The following is a 19,015-nucleotide window of genomic DNA, read 5'->3' as shown; positions in this document are numbered from 1 at the left end:
GGATTGACTCAAAGGAAAAATTTTTCTTGTTTCTCCTTTAAAGGAGAGGCTTTAAACCTTAATTTTTCGGTAACACTAAATTTTTAAATAGTTTTCCCGCGCTGTCTCGTGAGAGCAGCGTCGGGAGGATGTCAATCGGGCTTCATATCACCCGGTCAGCCGAATACATTTTTTGATCCTTCATCCAGATGTTGTACATGGCCTACGTTGAACAGAGCAGTCTGTTCTAGACCTGTATTAACTTGGTACTTTAACTCAACTACGTTAAATCTCGGCTCATGCGGATCTCGGCTAACACTAATTGTTCCCACTACCCGATCGCCCGGCGCAACTTTTAAGCTCTCTTTGAGGGGGTATAATTGCTGTCCCCAATGGCTGTAAGTTTTTCCAGGCCCAGTATCGAGAACGACTCCGTTGGGAAAATCTGTGGTGAACCAGCCGAGAAACCCTTTAATTTCAGCGTGTTTGCTGATAGTGTACTCGAAATCCTGGCTGAACTGGACGAGTATGGTCGGATCGACTGTGGCACAGTCAAACTCAAGCACTTTCTGTGGTGCTGAGGCGAGATCGTCTGGGGACAAGTAGTTGACGCGCATACTATTTGTCAAAAAGTAGTCTGATAAGTCCTGAAGCACCTCCGAAGTGAAACCGGAGTAGTCCACATCAAGACTCTGAAGATTACTAACCGTTTCCTTCCATTCTGCTATCTCTTTTTCCAACTTTAACTTGACAACATTGGTGCGATCGCTATCATTCCCTGGTGCGTACAGTCCAAGGAGAATTGTGGCACGGGAAGGCAACATCAATCCACCTGGTTTTAGCCATTTGTCGCGAGCATATGCCACGCTATCAAACATCGATTCTTTGAGCAAAAAGCAGCCCATCCATTCGCTGACAATTACATCTACGGGTTCAGGTATTTCCACTTCCTCTACTTTTGAGTTGAGAATTGTCACGACATCTGACACATTTGACGACTGAACTAAGCGTCTAGCAAGTTTAGCTGCATTACTGGCGTCCACAGCATAAACTTGTTTTGCACCGGCTTTAGCCGCCCAAACAGCTAATACACCTGTTCCAGTACCGACATCAAGGACGACCTTGTCCGCAATCATTTCCGACTTGTTCTTGAATATCGCCGAGTGATAGGCTTCCATCCTTGCCATATCTTCTAGCATGATTTTGTGCGCTCGCATTGAGCCATACAAATCAAAATATTTGAAAGCCCTCTCGGCTTCGGGAAGTTGTGTTGGTTCCATAAAATAGCTCCTTTCTTGTATAATTAAGGTGAATTTATACCAATTTTATAAATGTTTGCTACAAATATTAATACTGTTTCTAGTAGTCAATAGTCAGTAGTCAGTAGAAGTAGTTATTATTATCATTTTTTGCCCTCAAACAATCTATTTGAACAAATATGCATCTGACTTAAACTATTTTAGTTGACTAAACTATTCGTAACATTATTTTTTCACGCTTGGTATTAGTTGATCGTCAAAGAGTCTTTCTTTGGCATAGACTTAACCACTATTGAGCAAACACCAAATTAAGACTTAGTAACCCCGGTTTCGATCAATTGCATTCTTCAACGGTCTTCCCTCGCGACTGCAATTGATTGCATCCAGAATACTAACGGCAAACTCTTCAGCCGGACCTATAGCAGCAATATGGGGGGTGACTATAATGCGCGGATGAGACCAAAAAGGATCGTCCTTGGGCAAGGGTTCTTGATGGAATACGTCCAAACAAGCCCAGGCAATTTGGCCGGAATCTAATGCACTCAATAGATCGGCTTCTACCAAGTGCTTGCCTCGACCGACATTAATTAAGTAAGCCCCGGTCGGTAAAGCTGAAAACGTTTCATGGCAGAGAATACCCTGAGTTTCCGGCGTTAGGGGCAGCAAACACACGATCAGCCGACATTTGCTCAAAAAAAGCTTAAACTGTTCATGACCGTGAAAGCACTCCACTCCGGGAATTGCTTTGGGGGTTCTACTCCATCCCCGCACAGGAAACCTCATGGCTGCAAGCTTTTTAGCCACCGTCGAACCGAGATTACCCATTCCCAAAATCCCTATTGTAAAGGATCTAGCATCTTGTGCCGGTAGATATTCCCAGCGTCGCGATCGCTGCAATGCCTGATACTCTATAAATCGCCGTTGAAAGAGCAAAACAGCAAAAGTAACATACTCAACCATTTCCAATGTTTGGTTCTCTGAGATTAGACGCACAATCGGGATGCCATCGGGCAGGTCAGGGTCTACTAAAATCCCTTCTACCCCAGTTCCTAGGGATATAATCAGCTTCAAATTGGGAAATCTTTGCATCACTCCCAGTGGGGGACACCATGCCAGCACAATCTCAATCTCTTCAGGTTTCCCGCATTCCGGCCAGATTCGCAAATCTAGATTGGGCTTGCGTTTTTTCAATTCTGCCATTAATTGTGCAAATAATTCCTCTAAATCAATGTTTGCCAGTAGTAGTGCTGTCATATTCATTTGCATTTGCCGTTAACTCAAGCTTAAGCTCGAAACACCAAGGGAATGCGATCGCAAGTGTTCAGGGTTGACTTTTGCAAGGAATTCTGCTATCCTCCTTACTCCCTCGGACACATCTTGACCGCTTTTAGTAAAGTTGACGCGCAAAAAACCAGGGTCGGTTTCAGCAAAATCCTTTCCCGGAGCAGTGGCAACTGCATAGTCTTTGGCGAGTATCGATGCTGCTGTCATGGAGTCCATCCCTTCAGGCAGTTCTATGATGCCATAAAATCCAGCCTGGGAATTTCTGAGTGTTGGGACAGAGTTGCGATCGCAAGTGGCCAAGAAGAAATTGTGGCAGGGACGCAAGTAGCTTTGATGAGCCTTTAGCAGAACCGGCGCTTGCTCTAGCAGTCTTTCTGCCAACAGTTGTCCGATCAGATTCGGGCAAATATTCAACAAGACTTTCACACTCTCGGCAGCTTCAGCATAGCTTGGCGGTACAATCAGAAAACCGATACGCAATCCCGGAACGGCAAAGGACTTAGAAAATCCATTGGCAACGAAATGTTCCCCAGGCAGTTGCGTCCCACTGGGAGCGAAATCCCCCGCAAAGGTCATTAACTGGTAAACTTCGTCGAAAATGACTGGAATACCGAATGAAGCAATTTCTGCTAGTATTTCCAAACTCGCTATATTTCCGTGGGGATTTCCCGGAGAGTTGAGGATTATGGCAGCGGTTTTGGCATTTATCAAATCCGCCAGTCGGTGAGGTAAGAGGTTAAACTCTGCATCCAGGGGTGCCGATATTGGAATGCCACCAAACATCTTCACAATTCGCGGATAGGCCGCATATCCGACTGCTGGTATAATGACTTCGCTACCAGGGCGCACCAACAGCCCCAGGGCCAAGACTAATGCACCAGTCGCCCCATCAGTTATCAATATCTGTGACACTGGGAGTTCCACACCTAAAATAGAGGCGTAAAAGCTGCTAATTTTTTCCCGCAGTGATATCTGTCCGCCAATATCCCCGTAACCTAGTACTTTTTCTAGATCTTTTGCCTGTAAAGTCAGGTCAACATATTTTTGAATCGGGAACTCCGATTGACCAAAAGCTAGAGAAATGGGTGGGCAGTGGGATTGGTTTCGAGCTAACAGAGTCGAAATCTTGTCAATTCCCATGGGCGGAAATGTCAGTATTGGGCTTGGCATGGATTAAAGGAAGTTATGGGACTATTTAGGTTAGAAACAGTTTATTTTTTTATGTTTTCATTAGTTTAGTAGTTACGAAAAACATTATAATACACGATATTTAATTAGCATTCAACAAATTTACTTTTAGAGATTAAATCACCATCCTTAAGGTCAGTTAATTTATAACCAAAGGAAGTTAAAGTATCATCACCCTTAGCTTTTATCAGTAAATAAAGACCATCTAGAAAAGTTTTTGAATAGTGGGCTTGGGAATCAACAAAACGCATTGTATATGCCATTCTTGATGGTAATTTTCCCTCTAGGAGAGGGACACTTCTATGCCAAACAAATTTGTCTAGTAAAAGGGCATCACCTACTTCAAAATCATCTTCTACTTTATTTTTCTCTAAAACTAAGTTTTCCAGTTTAGAAGCGTAGAAAAAATCAACATAATTAAAATCTTCGGTTTGACAAAATTCGGCAAAATCTTGGTGTTGTATTAGTTCGTACCGGAGGGAATAGTACCCATAGGTAGGATAAGCCTTTCGGGGTACATATGCCATCCCTCCATGTTGCTCCTTGGTATTAATTGGATTTAATGGTATCCAAATAGAATAGGCTAAATCTTCTGGTTTAATGAAGTTAAAACTAACTAAATCTAGATGGAAATTAAAACCTTTTCTGTTTGGTTTTAATTCAAATCCCAAATCTTGAGTGAAGATTAATTCATTTTCGATTAATTGCTTGAGGGTGTTTTTAAAGTTTTCGTGGGAATAGATTTTTTTTGTTACGTCATTTTCTAGGTCATAGCCCATTCTGGAAAAATCCCCACCGTAAGATTCTGGAACTTTTGTTACTTGATTAGATTCGGCTGTTAGATACCGTAATTTATCGATGGCTTCATCTGTAAACAGTTTTTTGAGTTTAATAAACCCATTCTCAGCAAAAGAGTTTTTTTCTTCTGGGGATATAGTGATTTTGTTGACTAGCAAAGACATAAGTTTTTTAATAAGAAGTTAGGATATAGGATTTAGAATAATTAGCTATAAACAAACTTACTCTTAGAGATTAAATCACCCTCTTTCAGATCGGTTAATTTATAACCAAAGGAAGTTAAAGGATCGTCCCCCATAGCTTTCACCATGTAATTAAAATCATCAAGAAACTTTTTCGCGTAGCGAGCTTGGGAATCGACAAAACGCATTGTGTATGCCATCCTTGATGGTAACTTTCCTTCCTTCAGAGGAACACTCCTATGCCAGACAAATTTGTTTAGTAACAGAGCATCACCTACTTCAAAGTCATCTTCCACTTTATTTTTCTCTAGAATCAATTCTTCCACTTTAGAAGCATGGGGAAAGTTAAAAAATTTAAAATCTTCAGTTTGACAAAATTCGGCAATATTTTCGTGTTGTACTAATTCATAGATCAGGGAAAAATACCCAGAGGCAGGATAAACTTTTTGAGGTACATATGCCATCCCTCCGTGCTGCTCTTTGGTATTAATGGGAGCTAGGGGTATCCAAATAGAATAGGCTAAATCTTCTGCTTGAATAAAGCTAAAACTAGCTACATCCAGGTGGAAATAAAATCCTCTTTTGTTAGGCTTTAATTCAAATCCCACACTTTCGGTGAAAGTTAATTCATTCTTGATTAATTGCTTGAGAGTGTATTTAAAGTTTTCCTCAGAATAGATTTGGTGAGTCACAGCATTTTCTACACTGTAACCAATTCTGGAAAAATCCCCAGTATAGTATTCAGGAGCTTTGGTCATTTGGTTAGAGTTGTGGGTCAACTCCCGTAATTTATCTGTAGCTTCCCTGGTTAATAGTCTATTTAGCTTGATGAATCCATTCTCCCAAAAGAATTCTTTATCGTCTTTGGATAAGGTAATTTTGTTTACTAATGAAGACATTTTTTTTAGGTAATTGATAGCAATGCAAAAAATATTATATCAAATCCGGAAAATCAACTTTAATATCGTAGGTTGGGTTAGCGACAGCGTAACCCAACACAATGAGGATGTTGGGTTTCGTACCTTAACCCAACCTACAATGTCCGATATTTTTCTATAAGTATTCAAGCCGATTTGATATTATTTTTATGATTTAACAAATTATATCAATCATGGTGTTAGATTCTAAAACTTTGAGATGCCAATTAGTAACCTCTTCTCCTGGTACTAAAAGAGGACTTCCTGGGGGAACTTTTTTAATCCAACAACTACTAATTTTACCCAATGCTTTCTCTATTGGTAACTTTTGTTTCCTGCAAAAGAAAGCATCCTTGGGTAACATTTTCATTACGGGATTGCGACAATAATAACTATCAGGTAAAACCTGTTTTATTGGTTTTTCCATCAGAATGGGCACAACTTTAGCCAAAGTTTCTCTCATAAATTGGAAATCTTGTCGATCATGATGAAAAGAGAAAATTAATAATAATCCCTCCTCTCCAGCAAATTCTCCATCAATCCCCTGTTCGTACAAAAGTTCTTCTAACTCCGAACCCGTAAGGCGATCGCTCTTTAAATAGATTTTCAGCGGATCGCTAACTTGGGGGTCATAAGTTAACACCTTGCCGTAATCATCCAATTGACTGCGGAGGCGATTGCACTCTTGAATCGCTTGGTCAAATAAAGCTTTGCCTGATTCAGAATACCCCCTGTTAATAGCATCTTCAAGACTCAGCATCAACAAATTACTGCGGGTAGTGGTTTCAAATAAAGGCAAAACCCCCATTACTTGTTCGGTGCTAAACCGCGAAGATTTAGGTAAATGTAACAAAGCAGTTTGTACTAAACTTCCGGCATATTTGTGCATACTATGGGAAACTATATCTGCACCAACACTAATTGCTGATTGCCATTGTTCGTCGAGGAAGGGAAAATGACTACCGTGAGCTTCATCTACTGCTAAAGTTATCTCATGCTTCTGACAATAATTAGCGATGGTGGCAAGATCGATAGTTACCCCTTCATAACTCGGATGAGTTAGTAACAGTGCTGATACGCCACTTGTTTCTAAAGCAGTAATTACCTCATCAGTAGTTGGCATCAGGGATTCAGAATCAATAAAATAAGGTTCTAATCCTGCTAAGATGATGCCGTTTATGGTGGAAATATGACTATTGAGGGCGATCGCAACTTTTTTATACTGAGTACCTAGTAAAGCACAAGTAGTTAAAACTCCTTGACTACCTCCTGCTGTGAGCCAGAAAGTATGTTTTGTGCCATACAGCTTAGAGAAATGCTTCTCTATATTTTCAGTACGAGGACGAGTTAAAAATGGTGCATCATATTGGTAAATTTCTTCACTCAGACGATGACCATTACTTTTAATACCTTGATGAGCAGGAGTATAGAGGCTAATCTGAATATCCTGATTGTGGGATGCAATTAACTTATAAGTAGGAGATATTTGATTCATCGTCTAGAATAACGGCTTCTAATTCAGTGATATATCAGGATTTACAATATTGTAACAATTTCTTGACTTAATTTATTTAGCAACTCTGTTGTAACCAAAATTATCTTCACCTCTTAATAGAATTGCTTTCCAGTTATCCAACTTAACTTTTTTAACATTAGAAACTGTTAGATCGAAGCCATCCTTCAGGATCTTTTCAGTATATGCCTTAGTGTCTGGTCTAATTATACGACCAACAACAGACCATCGAGGCGAGTCTGTTACATTATCCGTTGAACCGTGAATTGTTCGTTCACAAAAAATTATGCACTGCCCAGCTTTTGCTTCAAGTAACTTGATATCTTTTTGACCGATTGGATAATCAATCTCTACTCCATATTTACCATATACCCTTCCTTCCTTATTAGTATTGTTGTGTTTAACTGGATAAATTTCCCGTCGAGAACAAGGAACAAATTGCAGGCAAGATTTTTCTTTTGGTGCATCAGTAAGGGCGATCCAACAAGTTAACTGAAAAAGCTCTTCTACGTTTAGAGGTTGTAGGAATGATTCTTTCATATCAAAATTTAGCCAGGTACTGGTTTGATGCCACTTAGAGCCTTTACTATAAGGAGGAGTCCAAAAAAAATGAGTCATCCATAGAAGAAGATCTTGTCCAAGCAGTTGAGCGCAACGTTCGGTAATCGCTGGATTCTGGAATAAATTTAGAAGGATTGGATCTTCTAAATGACGATTATATGCATTTAATTGGTCGATAACCGATTTTTTTGCTTCAATCAAAGCTCCGGCATCGCCACCCTTACCATTTTCTCGATCGTCTGTTATTTTGTAATCCTGTCTAGCATAGGAAAATATTTTCGATTCCTTATTTACAGCTAAGTCTACTAAATGTTCTTTGATTCTTACCATTTCCTCTTCTGAATAGCCCAGATCGAAAGGACCTATATAACCATTTTCATGGAAAGCTCGAATGTCTTCTTGAGTTAATTGATACTTAGCATCGACGCTTACTATTGGTTTATAAGATGCTGGTTCTTGCATCTTACAGTAATAATTAAAAAATAACTTTTTTCCACCTGATTTGAATGCTACCCAAAACATATGATTATTCCACCCTGTAGGCAATTTATCCATCAAACTTTTAGGTAACAAGGGCTGAAGAAATTTCAGTTTGACCAGTACAAAAACAAATACCAGCTTCAGACGATACAAAAAGTGCGGTTCGTAAATCATATTTTTTAAGCTTTTGATTTGACTAATCAACTAAGTTTTATATTCAATTACAGAAAAATCGGCTTGAGTTGGGGTATGGGGCGAATTGTACTTTCTACTGCAATCCCATTGCGTAAGGCCAACAGTAATCCTGTCGCCTCCATGTAGCTATTGACACGATATATCTTGTGTCCCTGAGTTTCAATTTGTAGTTTTTCAGGAGTAATATCGTATTTAGTAGTATTATCTTTGACTAAAATTATGGGAACCCCTTGGTCTAGAGACGCTAAGAAAGGTATATTTCCCACTGTAGTTTCTGGCATTACCACTGCGGAAATATTCTCTACGGATATCCTAGTTTCACCTGCTGCTACAGGAGTATCAAATCTTACGGGGCGAGGAGAATTAATTAAACCATTCATGGGAGAACAAAGATATGCACTAGAAATTAATTCTGCTCCATCTCTGGGATCTACTAATTTACCAAATCCCGTATGTTCCCACTCTAATAATAATGGAGCATGGGCAGCAGTAAAGGGATAAAAATTAGTCGTCATGTGGGTCAGAATTGCTTCCGCACCCCCCCAGGGATTGGCAATAGATTCTCCTCGGTAGTAAGCTTGACGCACTTTGTCATCTACTTGCAAAGTGGTCATTAAAGCTACTGCTCCAACGGCAGAATTTTCCACCACATCTAGAGCTTTTATCAACTCATCCATACCTTTAAATTCCCCAGAAGTATGGTAATGCTTCTGGGGAATTTAAAGGTATGGATGAGTTGATTAAAGCTACTGCTCCAACGGCAGAATTTTCCACCACATCTAGAGCTTTTATCAACTCATCCATACCTTTAAATTCCCCAGAAGCATTACCATACTGGGAATAGGTACAGGTGGTTTCAACAGAACCACCCGTTACAACTACAGGGTCGATATTAATTCCTCCCACAGCACGCAAGCCATTTAGAGCGTTAATAACATTGTTTAAAAATCGCTCATCTCTTGGCTTTTCAATAATTGCTGCAATGTTTTTGCGTTTCTCAGGAATTACTCCAATATTACCCAGTAGTAATTGACAAATCAGATTTCCTTCTAAATAAAGAACATTATCCTGAGCAAAATAGATATCCGATGCTGTAACTGCATTGGGATTTGTTACCAGATAGTCACAAGCGGTTGCTAACAGATTGGTACTGGGAGTAGCGTCTCCCGCAAAACCACCAATTTCTGCTCTAACTCCTGTAGGAATAATACTAACTGCTACAAACGGCTTATTAGAAACTCGCTGACGAATATTAATGTCTAGTAATGATGACCAAACTGGCTTTCTGTCTGTATCGATAAAGCTTGATTCAAAGGTGAGGATATCTCCTTCAACTTTCGTTAAAATTAAGCGAATGGGAATGCCTGGTAAGGGAAATTGCCCAATAAATTGGGCAATTTCCCTCCAGGTGCGCTGTTGTGGAGGACATTGAATTTCAAAGTCTTTGGTATATACTTGAGACATTAACTAAACGTTTTAAGATTAACTTGAAGCAACATAAATAATTATAATCTAAAGTCAACTAAATAATTACAAGTTGAGGAAAAATTTCTTGATGCTCCTGCAACCAACAAAAAAAAGTTGTAATATCATGTCCGCTTGAATACTTACATGAAAACTGCTATAAATTGGAATTTGTCTTCCCAATACCCAATCTCAGCTTTTAGCGGATTGGGTTTGTTGAACGATTGTCATATTCAATCGCCCAGGGAATAGAGATAGCGATAAAAGTCAGAGTGCTGGAGAGACTAGAGACAATATTGGCATTAGTGATTTTTGCGTAACCGCTGAATAATTCGGGGTAAATCGTTCAATGACAAGCCTCAAATGGAGTAAAATCCTTCTCGAATAGGTAGTCCGCCCCCATTTATTGAGCGGTTACATTTTTGCTATGATTTTTTTTTGGGAAATTGGGTTTGTATTAGATACCACTAAGGTATTGGCATCTGTCTCCAACAAACCCGGTTTCTTGTAACACCAGAGTGATTATTTCATAGTTTGATTCACCAACACCACAACATTTACCTTTGGAAAACGTAAAACTTATTGGATTGATCAACCCCTAGAGACTTAAACCCGACTTCAGTAAATGAATTAATCATTTCTATTTCATCGAAAACGACCAATTTTACAGATTGACGTGAAAGTATTTTTTCCTCATTGGAAAATGTATACCACTTTGTCATATAGTCACCTGAATAGTTGATTTCTTGAGAGTAAGTAATATCTTCTGATATTGCTTTTGAATAGTTCTTGTGTTCTCCCTGAATTGAAATAATTAGTAATCCATCGTCTTCTAAGAGATTGTAGAGTTTACGCAGTAGGCTAAGATGATCTAACTTATCATCGCAGTAACTATATAATCGATACTGCCCGCTATCTTGGTGTGAAATACAGATAGTACCACCACTAGAAATGATAGATTGGAAGGACTCATTTTCTGGATAGTCTCTAATGTCTAAATTTAATAACTTGACATTGTAATCTGACAACCTACGCCGAGCTTTGACAAGCATTTCTTCAGAAAAGTCTACTCCTGTGATCTCGTAATTCTGAACTTGCAGCATTTGTTCAGTAAGTAAACCAGTTCCGATACCCACATCTAAGATTTTTGTTCTGCTTCCTAAGATAAGTGCCAATGAGTTAACAAAAGCTTGATGATCGTAATAACCTGCTTGCATCAATAAATCATAAAATTGAGCAAGTTCTATGTATTCATTCTGCTTTCTAATAGTAGCTGAAGAAGCTTGATCTATATTCGACATATTTTTGTTAGTTCCTATTCAGTAAATTGTACGTTGTGGTAGCGATAGTCTGGAAGTTCCAGATTCGAGGGGAGTAGTGGAATCGATAGGATAAGGGGTTCGTCACCCAGATATACAACTGCCTGAGAATACATGGTGTCGTTGTTAGGTGCGCCACCAAGCAAGTTGGTGGGATGAATCCTTCAGTTTCCGGAGGTAGATAAATTGGTTGACCGTACCCTCATTCAATATTAGGTGATGCTTGTAAGCTCTTGGCATATAGCTCTTGATTGATTGCATTTGAACTGGTAAGTCATGACAAAAAGTTTTTGATAATTTAGAATCAAAATTAACCCATGATAGCAGACAATCAGGATATTTTCAATATTTATTAATATTTGTCTAACTTTGTTCAATTATTCGGCTTCAGTAGTTAGCCCCAAGAAAAGGCATAGATAAATGCCTGCACTCCGAGGGTATATGCGTATTCTTCTTCCTAATCAAAATCGGATTTTCTATTTACAAAAGGCATGGGGATAACCTCATAACAAAAGACGATCTATTGAAAAACATCAGTAATACCAATTTAATAAATGTTTGCTACAAATAGCTAGGGTACTTTTTAGGAGTCAGGAGTCAGGAGTCAGAATGAATTGCTTCAATACCATTTTTTAAGCCGTAAATCATCTTTTTTCTCAAAAGGACATCTCCTGTAAAATATTTTTATCGCCCTTACTATTCGTAACATTCTTTTTTCAAATTGGTATAAAACCTTGTGAAAAAGGCCAATACAAATTCAAGCTATGTCCCAAACCACAATCTAAAGTAGCCTTGGGATGAGCTTGTGTTATTGGGTAATTCAAAGACCTTAAGGTTAGTTTAGCGGTAAGCTATCTCTGTGAATAATCAAAAATTATAACTTTCTCAGCTATAGAAATTAAATAATTTATTTTCAAAACATATTAGTTTTAATTATTAAGTCACTTATTGCCAAAGATATTATCAGTAAATGTTCCTTGATTCTAAACTTTTGATAGATGGATTAATGACCAAAAAATAAGGTCTCAAGGCTTCCCTTTTAAGGGGATCAAAAAATAAACTTCAGTATTTCAAGGTTCTGATTTCAGCCGGAAGTACTGATAACTGATAACTGAAATGACCATTACTTATACATTTTGGGGAAAAGGTGGTACGGGTCGAACTACTATCGCATTTGCCACTGCTAAACGATACGCTAGCCAAGGTAAATGAGTCTTATATCATGTCCGGTTAAACAGTGATAAATAAATAACTACGGAGTCCTCAGGAGTCAGTCCTCAGGAGTCAGGAGGAAAGAGGTAATAAAGAAGAACAACAGGAGAAGAAGGAGAAAGTTTTTTTATAACTAATTATCCGGACATGATATTATTTGTAGGACAAGAACCTGCTTCGACATTATGAATTTTCCTGATGGTTATAACTCTATTATTGGCGAGCAAGGAGTGAAACTATCAGGAGGACAAAGACAAAGAATAGCGATCGCCCGAGTTTTGCTAAAAAATCCAAATTGTCATTTTAGATGAAGCAACTTCAGCTTTAGATTCTGAGTCAGAAAAATTAATTCAAGAGTCTGTAAAGAATCTTTTTCAAGGACGTACTAGCTTGGTTATTGCTCATCGACTTTCAACTATTTGTGATGTAGATTTAATTGGCAAACTTACTTTTAAACTACCGTATGTAGGAGCAAATGGCCATTCGTCCTGACTACTAGAAACAACCGTGCGTATTTGTAGCAAACATTTATCAAATTGGTATAAGAGGATAAAGTGAAAGATAAAAAAATTGAAAATACAAGAGAAATATTATCAGAAACAGAGCAAGATTTTATTAAAAAATCTCAATATATAAAGCCTAAAGTTAGCAAAAATAATAACTTCCGCTCTGTATCAAATATGTTGAGTAAAAAATTTCAATCTCCCTTACAAGCACCAAAAGTTGACAATCCAAACAAACAGGAAAAAATAGATAATATCTCTCAAGGTAGTAGCGGAAAAAACAACAGAAAAAGCACAAAGTTGGTTGTAGAAAAAATTGCCAGAACAGTTAATATAAAAAATATCAAAGAAATTTTAGGTCGTCGTAAATTTTGGTTAGGATTAGGTGGTGTCGGAATAGGTAGTATGATCATTTATGGTGGAATAACTTGGCTGAAATTAAAGCAAAGTTTACCAGATATTGCCGATATTTCTTCCTATAGTAGAGACGGCACTTTAACAATAAAAGCCGCCGATGGTAAAATTATCCAACAAACAGGACCTGCTACCAGAGAAAAAATTAAATTAGAAGATATTCCTGCTCCCTTAGTTCAAGCTTTTATTGCTATTGAAGATAGACGCTTTTATCAACATACAGGAGTTGATTATCAGGGAGTTATTCGAGCACTTGTTTCCAACTTAATTGCCAGAGATGTTGTGCAGGGAGGTAGTAGTATCACACAACAGTTAGCACGGATGGTTTTCCTAGATATGGAACAAACTATCTGGCGTAAACTCCGAGAAGCAATGCTAGCTTGGAAAATGGAGCGGGAGTTATCCAAAGAAGAAATTCTAGAATTATATCTGAATATAGTCTATCTCGGTTCTGGTGCTTATGGAGTGACTGATGCTGCCTGGGTCTACTTTAGTAAACCAGTTTCGGGACTAAGTTTAGCAGAAATGGCAACTTTAGCAGGTTTGCCACCAGCACCCAGTGAATATTCACCCTTAGTAAGTCCAGAAGCAGCTAAAAATCGTCGAAATATCGTGTTGGGGGTAATGCAAGAAGCAGGTTTGATTTCTCAACAGAGAGCTGAGATAGCGATCGCTAAACCAATAGAAGTACAACCCAGTGCGCCAAAACGTTTGATAGTTGAAGCTCCCTATTTTGCTAACTATATTCAGAAGGAGTTACCGAAATATGTTTCTCAAGAAGTCATAGAAGCAGGTGGTTTGACAATAGAAACTACATTGGATCGCAATTGGCAAGAAATAGGGGAACAGGTAATTCAAGATGCTGTTGATATTGATGGTGCTCGCCAAAGATTCGATCAAGCAGCATTAGTCGCCATTGAGACTACCACCGGGGAAGTTAAGGCGTTGGTAGGAGGTCGAGATTTTGCCGAGAGCGAATTTAACCGCGCTATTCAAGCACAACGTCAACCAGGTTCGACTTTTAAAAGTTTTGTTTATGCTGCTGCAGTTGCTGCTGGTTTTCCTCCCACTGATGGTTATCGAGATGTACCCTTTACAGTGGATGGTTATAAGCCAAAAAATTATGGTAAAAAGTATGGTGGATGGCGATCGATGATTGATTCTTTGGCTTATTCTGTGAATGTGGTAGCGGTACAGGTATTGATGGATGTGGGATTTGAACCTGTGATGAAGTTAGCTGAGGATATGGGAATTAAATCTGAGGTCAAGGCTACATATTCTATGGCGTTGGGTACTTGGGAAGTAAATTTATTAGAGTTAACAAATGCTTATGCTACTTTGGCGGCAGAGGGTAAGTTTATTGGTGCTCACGGAATTAAAAGAATAATTAATCAAAATGGTCAAGTTGTTTATGAAGCTTATGCTCAACCAAAGCAGGTTTTAGACCGCGGCAGTGCTGCAATAGTTACCTGGATGTTAGAAAATGTAGTTAAATATGGTAGTGGTACGAATGCTTATTTGTACGACCGACCTGTAGCAGGCAAAACGGGTACAACTGAGGATGCACGAGACTTATGGTTTATTGGTTATATTCCCCAAGTGGCAACTGGAATATGGTTAGGGAATGATGATAATAAACCAACCTGGGGTGTCAGTAGTACAGCAGCTTTTAATTGGCGACAGTTTATGAAACAGGTAGTTGAGGATATACCTGTTAAAGATTTTCCTGACAGACCCAGTTTTTACGACCGCGAACCTACTATTGAAGCTAGACCTGTGGAGCCAAAATGGATGAGGTACGGGAAGATTGGGCCTGATGGTAGGGATGTGAATGAGAAGAATGATTACGATAGAAATTATTAGATATCTTCAATAAAAGCGTAAGAGTTTTTTCTTCTGTAGTAGCGATCGTGAAGCGTTGCGTCAACAATATCGCCTTTCCGCAACTCTGTCGTTCAAAATTTCCCAAGCTTATCAATTGCCCTGACTTTATTTTTAAGTCTTCAGGATTACTGAGGGTTAAGTTTATTTTCAAACTCCTGGGAATGTCTCTACTTTATTTACAAAAATTAACTATATAAAGATTCAGTAAAGATTCTGATTTGCTATTGCTTTATGGGGGTGATTAGTACTACTTATTATTGTAAGTAAACAAAAGTTAGGGGTCACCCCATTTTTTAGGAAACAATGAGAATATCTAGATTAAAATTAAACCAATTAATAAAGATAAAAAGCTAGGAAAAATCTCCTAAAAACAACCAATAAAATACAACAATACCCCTTCATAAATTGGAGGGGTTTATTCTATTAGTTATCCCTAAATAATTAACCTTCATAACTATTAATTACTCCGTTCCGTATCGATTTTAGACTTCTAATTTATCTAACATGGCCACATAAAATATCAACCTTTCCCCCTCTACCAATATCGCCCATAAATAATTATTTAAAACGGGAAAACTGAGATTATTAATATCAGAAGCATTCTCTAAATTCCCAAATACATATACTTCATATCTTCATCACAATAAAAATTATCTTTCTTCACCTTGATTATTAAAATCAACTCTTTCATAAAGGTCGCTAAATGTTATTTCAAAATCTAGAGCAGTTAACTTTAAACTTGACCCTTCAGATTCATAATATGTAACTTCCCATTTATCCTCAGAAGTTTTAACATACTGTTCGATATAAAACTGATATTGGTCAATCAAAATATACTCTTTAAACTCAGGAATTGACCGATAAAATTTAAACTTATCCCCTCGGTCATAATTTGCTGTTGATTTTGATAATACTTCAACAACTATGAAAGGGTTAGTAACTGTATCTGTACGACTTTGATGATAGATTGGTTGATCTTCAATTATCATAATATCGGGGTAAGTATATAAATTATAATCGGGTATCCATAAACGAACATCACCGATAAATACACGATAATTTTTGCCTTTTAAAGCAAACTTTAAGTAAGCACAAAAATTACTGGCAATTTCGTTATGATTAGTAGTTCCACCTGTCATTGATATTATTTCTCCATCTAGATATTCATGTTTATCTTCAGCATTTTCTTCTAATAATAGATATTCTTCTGGAGTATATACTTTCTTGCGTGTCTGAATTTGCATATTTTTTTCAAGAGTATTGTTATTTGGCATTGGTGAATTAGTGTATAATATTAATCTTCATTATTTAGGAGTCAACCCACCCCTCGCCCCTCCCCCTCCCAGGAGGGGGATGACCCAGTCAGAAGGAAAGAAAGAATAAGAAAGAGTAGTAGAGGGAGAAAGTTTTTTGTTTGTGCTCTTATCCGGACAAGATATCATACCTCTTTTTACCGAAAAATTGTGGTTTAAAGCCTCCCCTTTTAAGGGGATAATAAGCGGTCGTTAGCGCAGCTTCCCGTAGGGTGGGATGGCGATCTTCGGAGCGGGTCTGTAAGAACGGGTCTCCTCGCTGGCCGACCATCGACCAAGAGAAGAAAAATTTTCATTATTAGTCAATCCTCTTCTTTTCAAGGAGAGGTAATAATTAATAATTAATTATTAATTATTAATTATTGAACCACGCCTGTTATTTAATAAATATTAGGATTGAAGCAAAATAAAATGACTAAAAACACTAGAACTACTAAATTATACAGCAGTTTCCGAAGCTATGAGGTATAGTTGTTTTTATTCTTTTCTGTTCCCTGTTCCCTCTCTTGGTGCGCGTTCCCTCTCTTGGTCAGCATTCCGCAAGCGAGCTGGCGTCGTCGCGGGGTCTGACCGCTTGCGTCTGACGCCGACGCGGGGTCGCACCGCTGTTCCCTGTTCCCTCAAACCTAAAATTTTGTACCTCATAACAACGGAAAACAGTGTATGTTTGATTGTATCATAGTTGGCTCCGGACCAGCAGGAGCAAGTGCCGCATATCATCTAGCAAAAAACGGACGTTCTGTATTAGTCTTAGAAAAAGAATCTTTACCTCGATATAAACCCTGTGGAGGTGGAGTTTCTCCCATTGTTCAACAGTGGTTTGATTTTGATTTTACACCAGCTATTTCTCTGAAAATAAATTCCATTCGTTATACCTGGAAAAAAGGCGATTTAGTAGAAGTTAACCTTAAAAATCAAGAACCAATTTGGATGGTACGTCGAGAAGTTTTTGATTATTTTATCGTTCAGCAAGCGAAAAAACAGGGAGCAGAAATTAGAGATAAAACTAAAGTTATAGGCATAGAATTTAAGAACAACAACTGGCAAGTTAATACCAATAATCAATCATTTATTGGTCGTTATTTAATTGCTGCGGATGGAGCTAAAGGTTCCATGGCAAAATGGTTGGGTTTTAACAATCGTAAACGCTTTTCAGGTGGTGCGATGGAAATAGAAGTACCAGTTGAAAATCAGCAAATTGATAGTGCTTATTTTGAGTTTGGAATGTTAAATAATGGCTATGTTTGGAATTTTCCTAAAGCTGATGGATACTCAATAGGAGTCGGTACATTTTGGCGAAAACATGGTCAAAATTTTGCAGCTTTATTAACAGAATATGCCACAATGTTTGAGGTAGATATTCAAAATATTCAGAAGTTTGGTCATCCTTTATGTTTATGGAATGGGAATCAAAAATTACATACACAAAATGCAGTTTTAGCAGGAGAAGCAGCTTGTATTGTTGACCCCTTTACTGCTGAAGGAATTCGCCCTTCTATATTTACAGGTATTAAAGCAGCAACAGCAATTCATAATTCTCTAAATGGGGATTTATTTGCTTTAGAAAAATACACTCAAATAATTAATGAAGAATGGGGTAAAGATATGGTTTGGGCACAACGTTTAGCCCAAGGATTTTCTCATTTTTCACATATTGGTTATCAAGTAGGGGTGAAGCGACCTCGTGCTACTACTATTATGACAAAAATTTTGTCTGGAGAATTACGTTATTCGGATGTAGTGGGTTCTGCTTTGCGACGACTTTGGCAAAGATAAAAATTTATTCTAAATGAAGGCAGAAGGCAGGAGGCAGAGGGCAGAAGGAAAAAAAGGAGAAAACTCAAGATAATTTTAGCATTTCTTCGGTACTGTCAGTTCTTAAATGTTATTTATAACTGACCCGTCCGTTAGCGTAGCTCCCCCGGAGGGGGAACATGATATTAAGATGTCGTAAAACTTTGGAGATTTAGTATTATACCAAGGGTGAAAAAAGAATGTTACAAATAATAAGCAGTATTAAAATAATTTGTAGGAAATATCTATAGCAGTCCTATTTTATTTGTGTATAAAAATCTTACCGCTTTTAGGGAACAGGGAACAGGGAACAGGGAACAGGGAACAGGTAGAAGTTTCAGTTTTTTTATCTACTTTTTGATTTGTCACAACTTATTTAGGATTGCTATATTGGACGAAAAAGATAAATTACTACATAAAAAATGGTATCAAACCTATTCCCATACGACTTGATCCTCCTGTATTTCCCTCCTGGGAGGGGGAGGGGCGAGGGGTGGGTTGACTCAATAGCAGTAACCTAAATATTTGTAGCAAAGATTTATCAAACTGGTATTATACCCCTCGATTTTAGCTGATAGCTGAATGGTAATAGCTAATTAGGGTTTGCTGATTAAATCTAAAAGCATTCACATATCAAGACAAGTGTCTTTTTGGGGTCGAAAAAAGTGCCTGGTTTTCAGCTCTTCACGCTCAAAAAGTTAGTATTTTAGGCTCATAGTTGGGCAGAAAAATCATTCTTACAATTCTTACTCCTAC

At 38.1% G+C, this 19,015-nt stretch carries 14 protein-coding genes and 1 pseudogene; 3 read left to right on the top strand and 12 right to left on the bottom strand.

What is annotated here, in order from left to right:
* Window positions 1–155: 155 nt before the first annotated feature.
* From D5R40_RS21990 to D5R40_RS42810, 11 genes are all read right to left on the bottom strand, one after another.
* On the bottom strand, window positions 156–1,259 hold the full coding sequence (locus D5R40_RS21990; protein WP_124145765.1) for a methyltransferase domain-containing protein: 1,104 nt from the start codon (window positions 1,257–1,259) through the stop codon (window positions 156–158).
* Between the two features lie 294 nt (window positions 1,260–1,553).
* Window positions 1,554–2,498 carry a 2-hydroxyacid dehydrogenase gene (locus D5R40_RS21985; protein ID WP_240041635.1) on the bottom strand — a complete coding sequence of 315 codons (945 nt, stop codon included), beginning with the start codon at window positions 2,496–2,498 and terminating at the stop codon, window positions 1,554–1,556.
* 12 nt (window positions 2,499–2,510) lie between these two features.
* A complete protein-coding gene (locus tag D5R40_RS21980; protein WP_124155219.1) occupies window positions 2,511–3,692 on the bottom strand; it encodes a pyridoxal phosphate-dependent aminotransferase in 1,182 nt (393 codons plus the stop codon).
* A gap of 104 nt (window positions 3,693–3,796) precedes the next feature.
* Window positions 3,797–4,672 carry a hypothetical protein gene (locus D5R40_RS21975; RefSeq protein WP_124155218.1) on the bottom strand — a complete coding sequence of 292 codons (876 nt, stop codon included), beginning with the start codon at window positions 4,670–4,672 and terminating at the stop codon, window positions 3,797–3,799.
* 41 nt (window positions 4,673–4,713) lie between these two features.
* Complete coding sequence (locus tag D5R40_RS21970; RefSeq protein ID WP_124155217.1) at window positions 4,714–5,589, bottom strand: phytanoyl-CoA dioxygenase family protein; 876 nt, start codon at window positions 5,587–5,589, stop codon at window positions 4,714–4,716.
* 193 nt (window positions 5,590–5,782) lie between these two features.
* Window positions 5,783–7,102 carry a DegT/DnrJ/EryC1/StrS family aminotransferase gene (locus D5R40_RS21965; RefSeq protein ID WP_124155216.1) on the bottom strand — a complete coding sequence of 440 codons (1,320 nt, stop codon included), beginning with the start codon at window positions 7,100–7,102 and terminating at the stop codon, window positions 5,783–5,785.
* A 72-nt stretch (window positions 7,103–7,174) separates the two neighbouring features.
* A complete protein-coding gene (locus D5R40_RS21960) occupies window positions 7,175–8,335 on the bottom strand; it encodes a phytanoyl-CoA dioxygenase family protein (RefSeq protein WP_124145760.1) in 1,161 nt (386 codons plus the stop codon).
* Window positions 8,336–8,382: 47 nt separating this feature from the next.
* Window positions 8,383–9,033, bottom strand: a complete 651-nt coding sequence (locus tag D5R40_RS41350) for a DUF3326 domain-containing protein (RefSeq protein WP_282433655.1) — start codon at window positions 9,031–9,033, stop codon at window positions 8,383–8,385.
* A 4-nt stretch (window positions 9,034–9,037) separates the two neighbouring features.
* The gene (locus D5R40_RS41345) at window positions 9,038–9,820 is read right to left on the bottom strand and encodes a DUF3326 domain-containing protein (RefSeq protein WP_282433654.1); all 783 of its coding nucleotides are present in this window, start codon (window positions 9,818–9,820) and stop codon (window positions 9,038–9,040) included.
* Between the two features lie 557 nt (window positions 9,821–10,377).
* Complete coding sequence (locus tag D5R40_RS21945; RefSeq protein WP_124155215.1) at window positions 10,378–11,121, bottom strand: class I SAM-dependent methyltransferase; 744 nt, start codon at window positions 11,119–11,121, stop codon at window positions 10,378–10,380.
* A gap of 14 nt (window positions 11,122–11,135) precedes the next feature.
* Complete coding sequence (locus D5R40_RS42810; RefSeq protein WP_124145758.1) at window positions 11,136–11,285, bottom strand: DUF1254 domain-containing protein; 150 nt, start codon at window positions 11,283–11,285, stop codon at window positions 11,136–11,138.
* A 1,248-nt stretch (window positions 11,286–12,533) separates the two neighbouring features.
* Here D5R40_RS42810 and D5R40_RS21935 point away from each other — a divergent pair.
* Both D5R40_RS21935 and D5R40_RS21930 read left to right on the top strand, forming a co-directional pair.
* A pseudogene (locus D5R40_RS21935) lies at window positions 12,534–12,789 on the top strand (ATP-binding cassette domain-containing protein); the annotation flags it as partial.
* Between the two features lie 116 nt (window positions 12,790–12,905).
* Window positions 12,906–15,131, top strand: a complete 2,226-nt coding sequence (locus tag D5R40_RS21930; RefSeq protein WP_445974435.1) for a transglycosylase domain-containing protein — start codon at window positions 12,906–12,908, stop codon at window positions 15,129–15,131.
* Between the two features lie 671 nt (window positions 15,132–15,802).
* Here D5R40_RS21930 and D5R40_RS21925 read toward each other — a convergent pair.
* The gene (locus tag D5R40_RS21925; protein ID WP_124146814.1) at window positions 15,803–16,396 is read right to left on the bottom strand and encodes a Uma2 family endonuclease; all 594 of its coding nucleotides are present in this window, start codon (window positions 16,394–16,396) and stop codon (window positions 15,803–15,805) included.
* 732 nt (window positions 16,397–17,128) lie between these two features.
* Between D5R40_RS21925 and D5R40_RS21920 the strand changes: the two genes are divergently transcribed.
* On the top strand, window positions 17,129–18,241 hold the full coding sequence (locus D5R40_RS21920) for a geranylgeranyl reductase family protein (RefSeq protein ID WP_124146815.1): 1,113 nt from the start codon (window positions 17,129–17,131) through the stop codon (window positions 18,239–18,241).
* Window positions 18,242–19,015 lie beyond the last annotated feature (774 nt).

It is taken from the genome of Okeania hirsuta, assembly GCF_003838195.1.
Taxonomy (GTDB): domain Bacteria; phylum Cyanobacteriota; class Cyanobacteriia; order Cyanobacteriales; family Microcoleaceae; genus Okeania; species Okeania hirsuta.
The sequence above is the reverse complement of the archived record's forward strand: the minus strand, read 5'-3'. Positions and strand labels throughout refer to the sequence as shown.